The organism is Clostridium sp. UBA5119 (assembly GCF_002414285.1).
Lineage (GTDB): Bacteria > Bacillota > Clostridia > Clostridiales > Clostridiaceae > Clostridium_J > Clostridium_J sulfidigenes.
Map to the genome: position 1 here is coordinate 1 of NZ_DHYX01000077.1, position 8,672 is coordinate 8,672.

The window sequence follows — 8,672 nt, forward strand, 5'->3', positions numbered from 1 at the left end:
GTTATTTTGCGACGCCCCCTTCATTTTTTTCTTAACTAAGATAACTATATTTATCTATAAATTCTTTAGTAAATCTTATAACATGGAGAGGATTTTTACCTACCCCAACTTCTCCAGCTAGCATAATTCCATCCACCTTATTTTTTATAAAATTATATAAATCATCTAATTCAGGAATTTTAGGTTTTCGGCCACTTCTCATAGAATCTAACACATAGGTTGCGATTATAAGCTCCTTTTTTTCAAACTTCATCTTTTCTATTATTTCATCTTGAACAAAAGGAATTTCCATTATGTCCAATTCCGAGAATAAATCTCCCCTACCTAGCATAATTCCATCAACAGATTTTAAAATAGAATCAAAATTAAGAATTCCTTCTTTACACTCTATTTTTGCCCAAATTTTAGGCATAATAATTTGAGGATTATATTTCTTTACTTTTTTAATATATTCCTTTAATTGTAGAATATCAGATTCTCTCGTAACATAGGAAAGACATATTATATCCACACCACTTAATAGTCCAAATTCAATATCCTTCTTATCCTTCATGGTTAACGTCATTCCCGACCTATCAATTCCCGGAGCATTTAACCCCTTCTCACCTCTAACCATGCCACCTAAAACAACTTCTGCCTTTATTGCCTCTTTATCCTTAAGCTTTCCTACAACATTAAATTCCATCGTTCCATCCTTCATAAGGATTTTTTTACAGCTAGAAAGCCATGTAAATTGTCCTTGAAAAGAAATTGGAATTAATGTATTCTTTCCACTATGTCTAAGATTTTCTTTAAAAAATTCTTCACTACAAAAATATACGGTTTCTCCAAAGTTAACTCTTAATTGGCCATTAAACAAATTAGATACTCTAATTTTATTTCCTTGCAAATCTTGAATAATAGAAATATCAGGATAATTCTCCTTCATATACCTAATTTGTTTTTTTGCTGTATCATTTTCTATATGAGAAAAATTCAATCTCATAGAATTCATTCCTGAATTTACAAACTTATCTAAATCATTTAAGGTCTTAACATTAGGACCTATTGAACATACTATCTTCATTTCATCACCTAATCATTTATTTATATTTATATTTATATTTATATTTATATTTATCCAATACATAACTAATTAATATATTTTATCTTTAATGTAACCTATTATAAATCTATCATCTTTATTCATAACAAACAATAGCATTCATATACAATCTTAAATCTTGAAGCAATTTTTTTTAATTTAGGCTTTAGTTTATTTACTTCCAATTATACTTAATAATAAAAATCCAAAGAATTCCTTTGGATTTAAGTTGATATACATATTCTTTAATTATGATATAAACATAGTTAAAATTTAATTCACTCTAAATGCTAAGTTATTGTATAAGTAATCTCATTCATATATAACTTATATAGATATATAAACCATAGTGTTAATTTAATGGATTAATTTCATTATATATAGGTTTATTATTATATCCAGATATTTCATTAAAGAAATTTAAAGATGTTGTATTTATATATGGTACTAGCCATAGAAAACCAATTGATGCAATGAAAGGTAATATAGTAATGAGAGTTTCATTAAATGAAAAAACTGCAATAATAGCTATAACTATAACTGGTACAATACATAAAATAGCCCAACCTAAAAAGCTAAGGTATAGTACAAATAAACTCCATACATTCCCTTTCATTAATTTAAAACTTTCTTTTATACACTGAATTACACCCTTACTATTATCTTCACATACTAAAATCACTGCTGGGAATAAATATAAACCCAAAATAATTATTGGTATACATAAAACTAACGTAACCAGAACAATCATGGTTGTCATGCCTTCAAAAGATGGAATAGAGTTACCTGATAAAGAACCCATAAATATCTGGTTACTATAATGAATTGCTATAAATCCTACAACTATACCAATAATAATTATTATTGGTATGTACATTAATACTATTAAAAGTTGTATACCCGTACCTTTTCCCCAAGTCTTACCTGAGATAAGTATATCAGAAAATTTAACTTTCTTATCCCTAGAAATTTTAAGATAAAATGAATTACTCATAATTGCTATACTTAAGCTTACTATTATGCTCATAACTGTTATCAGAAGTGATGTTCCTATAGTATCTTTAAAAGTCTCAGAACCAAGACTTATACTTCCTTGAATCACAAAGATTATTAGTGTTATTAAGACCGGTATCTTCCACTGCCCCCTTAATTGATCTTTAGATTTACTTTTTAAAGCTTTTCGATTTACCATTGTTTTCCCCCTTAAAACTCCCTTTTATTTATATATTAATAAAATACAATATTGCCTATCATACTTTACTTTTTTAGAAATAAAATTAACCCTTATATAATTAAAATATTATGAACATATTGATTATATTACAATAATTCGAGATAAATTTTTTTCTCTCTATATTATTGTAATTTTTTATGAGCCAGTTTTCCATTATTTATAACTAATGAAATTTCTGCCATTATAGATAATGCTATATCTTCTGGTCTTTCACCACCTAATTCTATGCCAATAGGTGCATATACTTTATTCAACAAATCTTTCTTAAATCCTTCATCTAATAATTTATAAATAGTTTTTTTCACCTTGACTTTACTTCCTATCATACCAATATAATTTGCTTCAGTATCTATAACAGTTTTTAAAGCTTCATAGTCATGGAAATGTCCCCTAGTTATAATCACTATACTGCATTGATTATTTATAGGATATTTTTTTAAACTTTCTTTAATATCTCCTAGTAAAAGCTCATCAGCCAATTTAAATCTTTGCTCATTACAATATTCTTTCCTATCCTCAAAAACTACAATATCATATCCTAATACATTAGCTATAAAATGTAGTGGCAATGCAATATGTCCTCCACCAACTATAAGAAGTTTACGCTTAGGCATTAATACTTTTATATATACTTCAATGTTTCCTCCACAAACCATATTAAGCTCTTTATTATCTTCATTCAAACTATATTCGTATCTACCACTTCTTTGTGTTTCTATAGCTTCTATACTAGATTTTATAATTTCATCTTCAACTGCACCTCCACCTATAGTACCAATTACAGTACCATCTCTTAGAACTCCCATCATGGTACCTTCTCCCCTAGGTGAAGATCCACAAGCCTTAGTAATTATAGAAAGAGCTACAAAATTCCCATTCTTCACTTGCTCATTCACTTCTTCGAGTAAAGTAATACTCATATAAAATACCTCCCTATTTCCCAAATGGACAAATTGGATAATGACATATATTACATTTTAAACAAAGGCCTCCGTGAGATAACTCACTTATTTCTCTTTTACTAATTTTATCCTTTGCCATTATCCTAGGAAGTAAAACATCAAATACAGTTATTTTAGAGAACATTCCACAAGCTGGAATCCCAACATAAGTTATATCATCACTATATGCTAACATAAACATAGCTCCTGGTATTACTGGAGATCCATAGGTAATTATCTCTGAAGCTACTTTTTCAATAGCTACAGGTGTTAAATCATCTGCATCTACTGACATTCCCCCACTGCATATTATTAAACTGCATCCTCTAGACTTAAATATCTCTATAGCATTAGTTATTTTTTCTAAATTATCTGGAACAAATATGACATCTTCAACAACAGCTTTGTAATTACTAACCTTTTCCTTAAGTATTGGAGCAAATTTATCAGTAATGATGCCTTCATAAACTTCCGTACCAGTAATAACTATTCCTACCTTCTGAACTTTAAAAGGTATTATGTCTATAATCCCTGATACATTTCTTAATATATCCTTAACTTGATTAATATATCTTTTTTCTACAACTAAAGGTGTTACTTTTGTAGCAGAAACAATTGTATCCTTCTTTACAACAGTATTATTGTGTAATGTACTTACCACAATGTTTTTAATATAATTAATTTCATATAACAGACTAGTGTTAATTTTCAAAAGTCCATCCCGGGCAGCTAAAATATTTACTTTTCCCTCACTAGGTGATTTTAGGTAGGTATTTTCTCCTCCAATGGCTTGTCCTAACTCTAAAGCTGCCTGGTCTTCATGAAGCATTTCTGAATTCATTTCAATAATATAAATGTGATTTTTCCCTATAAACTTCAACTCTTCTATATCTTTTGCTTCTATTATATGTCCTTTTTTAAAAGCAGTACCCTTGAATTCCCCCGGTACTATCTTAGTTAAATCATGGGCCACCACCATCCCAATAGCATCTTCAACTTTAACTTTTTTCATTTTCACACCCCCATGTTATATTTTATTATATTATACCATCGTATGTAAAAAAATACCACTTAATACATAATCTTTGTATTAAGTGATATTTCAATGAATGCATAGTTAAGCTACATATTCATTTCTATCTTCTTCTTTTTCACTTTTAAAATTTAAAATCATATTTAGTATAACCCCTACAAGAGCTGCTAAGCTTACGCCTGTTATTTTAACAGATGCACCAACTGGAATTCCAATTGATATACCAGTGTATTTTTCTAAATTAGTAGTACCAAGACCAATTATTATTATAGTAGCTATTACTACAATGTTTTTCCAATCAAAAGTTACATCTCCATTTTTAATAGTTTTAAATCCTATTAATGCAATCATTCCAAATAGCATGATACTAATACCACCCATAACAGCGCTAGGGATAGATAATAGTAATCCTCCTAATTTAGCTACAAAACCTAAGATGATAGCAAATATTGCTGTAATTCTTATTATTGATGGGTCATAATTTTTTGTTAATGCTAAAACTCCAGTATTCTCTCCGTAAGTTGTATTTGCTGGTCCTCCAATAAATGAAGAAAACATAGTTGCAAGTCCATCTCCTAATAGGGTTCTATTAAGACCAGGATCTTCAATGAAGTTTTTGCCCACTACTTGTCCGTTTGTACTAATATCACCAACATGCTCCATTAATACAGCTAACACTACTGGGGCAATTGTAAGGATAGATGCCATATCAAATTTAGGAAAGTTAAAGCTAGGTATCGCTAAAAATGCTGCCTTAGATATTATGCTAGTATCTACTATATTAAAAATCAATGAGAGTATATACCCTGATGATACTGCAATAAGTATAGCTAATTGTTTTGAAAAACCTTTTCCAAATAAGTTAATTGATAATGCTATAGATAAAGTTATCCCTGCTATAATAAAATTTTCACTAGCCATTCCTATAGCTGTAGGTACAAGGTTTAATCCTATAACTATTATCATAGGTCCTACTACTTGGGCCGGAAGGAATCTTTTTATAGTGGTTACTCCAATTTTCTTAACTAGAAATGAAATTATTACATAAATAAAACCTGCAACTAACAATCCGCCTTGTGCATATGCTAAATCTCCGCCATTTAATTCTCCCGCAGCTATTATTACCGGTATAAATGCGAAGGAAGATCCAAGAAATACTGGAACTTTTCCTTTCGTACAAAGGTGAAATATCAAAGTACCACATCCTGCGGCAACAAGAGCAACTGAAGGGTCAAGTCCTGTAAGTACAGGTACTAGAACCGTTGCACCAAACATAGCAATTAAGTGCTGCATAGCAAGTACCATTCTTTTAGTCTCTTCCTTAATAGATCTCTTTGCCAATGTTTCTTCTGCTTCTTTTTTTAATGTTATTTCTGACATATAAAGCCTCCTTAATATTTTTAATATTAGGAGAAATTTCTTTCTCCCCTTTCAGTATCCCAGTACTGATTAAAAGGTATATAAATAAAAAAACTTCTTACTTTCGCAAGAAGTTATATACAGAAATATAGTGTACCCTGTAATTATATCTACCTTCTTGCCAGCCTCTCTGGACTGATTTAAAGAAATATTTTATTATTTAATTTATTCTTTAGGTTATTGTACTACTTTTTCACTCAAATAACAAGTATTTTTAAGATTTATTTTATTACTCTTTCCACTATATTAAAATATCTTGAAAAAACATGCAAATAAGTTATAATAAAATCATGGTACATAAGATAAATAGTATAACTAATTTTAAAACATAATTATGGGGGGTGTATATATGAACATACGTTATGCGAATAGGACTTCAAATTTAAAAGCATCTGAAATAAGAGAACTTTTAAAATTGACTGAAAAGCCAGAAATTATTTCTTTTTCAGGTGAATTACCAGCACCTGAATTATTTCCTTTAGATAAACTAAACGAAGTATCATCAAAGGTTATAAAAGAAAAAGGTCAAGTAGCTCTACAATATGCTTCTACTGATGGTTACATGCCTTTGAGAGAAATAATTGTAAAAGAAAGAATAGCGCCTACAGGAGTAAAATGCGGCACTTCAAATGTTATGCTAACTAATGGTTCTCAGCAAGGTTTAGAGTTTTCTGCAAAGCTTTTCATGAATAAAGGAGGACACTATTGCATGTGAGAGTCCAAGCTATCTTTGAGCTTTAAATGCATTTATAGCTTATGGTCCTAAATTCTTAAAATACCAATGGATGAAAATGGTATAATTGTAGAGGAATTAGAAAAAGCATTAGAAAACGGAAACCACAATATAAAAATGATTTATACTATTCCAGATTTTCAAAATCCAAGTGGAATTACAATGAATATTGAGAGCAGAAAACGCTTATCAGAACTAGCTGCTAATTATGAAATACCTTTAATTGAAGATAGTCCCTATGGGGAATTAAGATTTTAGGTAGAAAGCTTTCCTTCAATTAAATCCTTTGATAAAGCAGGCTATGTAATTAATCTAGGTACTTTCTCTAAACTTTTCTGTCCTGTACTAAGACTTGGATGGATATTAGCAGAAGAAGAAATAATTAAAAAGTATATTTTAATTAAGCAAGGTGCAGACTTACAATGTAATACTTTTGCTCAGGTTATCGCAGGTGAACACATGAAAACTTACAGTTTAAATGATCATATAAAGAACATAATTGAAGTTTATAGAGTTAGCCGTAATTTAATGATAGATAGCATGAAAAAATATTTTCCTGAAGACGTTAAATACACTTATCCTTCAGGAGCGTTGTTTACTTGGGTTGAATTAAGAAAAGATTTAGATTCTGCTTCTATTATGGAAGATGCTCTAAAAGAGAATGTAGCCTATGTACCTGGTGCTTCTTTCTTCCCTAATGGTGGAAAGAAAAATTTCTTTAGATTAAATTACTCTAATATGCCAGAAGATAAAATCGTAGAAGGAATAAAAAGATTATGTAAAGTTCTTCATAAATATTATACAAAATAGAAACAATATATAATGTATACTAGTACAATAATGAAAATAAATAAACTTAAATATTTATTCATATTATTTTAGGAGGAGTTAAAATGGAATTTTCAAAAAGAATACTGGCTATGGGATATTCACCTATTAGAAAATTGGCACCATATGGAGCTGAAGCTACACGTAAAGGAGTAAAAATATATCATCTAAATATTGGTCAACCTGATATTGAAACTCCAAAGGAGTTCATGGAAGGAATTAATAACTATAAAGATGATGTACTTAAATATGCTCAATCTCAAGGAATAGATGAAGCAATTAATAGTTTTATTAAATATTATAAAGAATGGGATATAGATTTTGAATCTAATGAAGTTCTTATTACTAATGGAGGTTCTGAAGCTATTTCTTTAGCATTAACAGCAATTTGTGATGTAGACGATGAAGTAATTATACCAGAGCCTTTCTATACTAATTATGCAGGATTTGCACAAGGTGCTGGCGTAAAAGTAGTACCTTTTATAACTAAAGCTGAAGAAGGCTTCCATCTACCAGCAAAGGATGTTATAATATCTAAAATAACTCCTAAAACTAAAGCAATCATGGTTTCTAACCCTGGAAATCCAACTGGAGTTGTTTACACTGAAAATGAAATAAGGATGCTTGCTGATATATGTAAAGAAAATAACCTATTCCTTATTGCAGATGAGGTATATAGAGAGTTTGTTTATGATGGATTAAAATACACTTCTGCTCTTTATATGGAAGATATTAAAGATAGAGTAATTTTAATAGATAGTATATCTAAACGCTATAGTGCATGTGGTGCAAGAATTGGTTTAGTAGCTTCTAAGAATAAAGAACTTATAAGTCAAATTATGAAAATATGTCAAGTTAGACTATGTGTTCCAACTATAGAACAATTAGCAGCAGCAAATTTAATCAATACTCCTAAAGAATACTTTATTAACGTTAAAAAAGAGTATGAATCAAGAAGAAACATTCTGTTTGAAAAGCTTTCAAAAATGCCAGGTGTTATATGCAAAAAACCTACTGGGGCATTTTATATAGTAGCAAAGCTTCCAATAAAAAGTGGAGAAAATTTTGCAAAATGGTTACTTACAGACTATAATTATAATAATAAAACTGTTATGGTTGCTCCTGCAGAAGGTTTCTATGCAACAGAAGGTCTTGGTATGGAAGAAATAAGATTATCTTATTGTTTAAATACTGAAGCTTTAGCTGATGCAATGGACATATTAGAAAGAGCTTTAGCTGAATATGTAAAAATTGAAAAATAGTAATCAAAAAAGAAATTAAGTTTCATAACTTAATTTCTTTTTTATTATATTTGTTCTTAATAATTATAAAGTATAGTTCTATATTTACTACATTAATTATTATATTAAAATGAATCTATATTATCTTTCTTATACTCG

The 8,672-nt window shown here is 29.2% G+C and carries 6 protein-coding genes and 1 pseudogene; 2 read left to right on the forward strand and 5 right to left on the reverse strand.

What is annotated here, in order from left to right:
* Window positions 1-31: 31 nt before the first annotated feature.
* The 5 genes from B2671_RS11925 to B2671_RS11945 all read right to left on the reverse strand — a co-directional run bounded on the left by B2671_RS11925 (window position 32) and on the right by B2671_RS11945 (window position 5,672).
* Window positions 32-1,066, reverse strand: coding sequence for a pyruvate kinase (locus tag B2671_RS11925; protein WP_346870622.1), 1,035 nt, complete (start codon window positions 1,064-1,066; stop codon window positions 32-34).
* A 370-nt stretch (window positions 1,067-1,436) separates the two neighbouring features.
* The gene (locus tag B2671_RS11930) at window positions 1,437-2,276 is read right to left on the reverse strand and encodes a DUF975 family protein (protein ID WP_346870623.1); all 840 of its coding nucleotides are present in this window, start codon (window positions 2,274-2,276) and stop codon (window positions 1,437-1,439) included.
* 164 nt (window positions 2,277-2,440) lie between these two features.
* Window positions 2,441-3,238, reverse strand: coding sequence for an XdhC/CoxI family protein (locus B2671_RS11935; protein ID WP_346870624.1), 798 nt, complete (start codon window positions 3,236-3,238; stop codon window positions 2,441-2,443).
* A 13-nt stretch (window positions 3,239-3,251) separates the two neighbouring features.
* Entirely contained in the window at window positions 3,252-4,271 is a 1,020-nt protein-coding gene (locus tag B2671_RS11940; RefSeq protein ID WP_346870625.1) for a molybdopterin-binding protein, read from the reverse strand.
* A 105-nt stretch (window positions 4,272-4,376) separates the two neighbouring features.
* A complete protein-coding gene (locus B2671_RS11945) occupies window positions 4,377-5,672 on the reverse strand; it encodes a uracil-xanthine permease family protein (protein WP_346870626.1) in 1,296 nt (431 codons plus the stop codon).
* A gap of 388 nt (window positions 5,673-6,060) precedes the next feature.
* On the opposite strand from B2671_RS11945, the pseudogene B2671_RS11950 reads away from it, so the two are divergent.
* Together B2671_RS11950 and B2671_RS11955 are read left to right on the forward strand one after the other, a co-directional pair.
* Window positions 6,061-7,254, forward strand: a pseudogene (locus B2671_RS11950) (PLP-dependent aminotransferase family protein).
* Between the two features lie 83 nt (window positions 7,255-7,337).
* Window positions 7,338-8,534, forward strand: a complete 1,197-nt coding sequence (locus B2671_RS11955) for a pyridoxal phosphate-dependent aminotransferase (protein WP_346870627.1) — start codon at window positions 7,338-7,340, stop codon at window positions 8,532-8,534.
* Window positions 8,535-8,672: the final 138 nt, after the last annotated feature.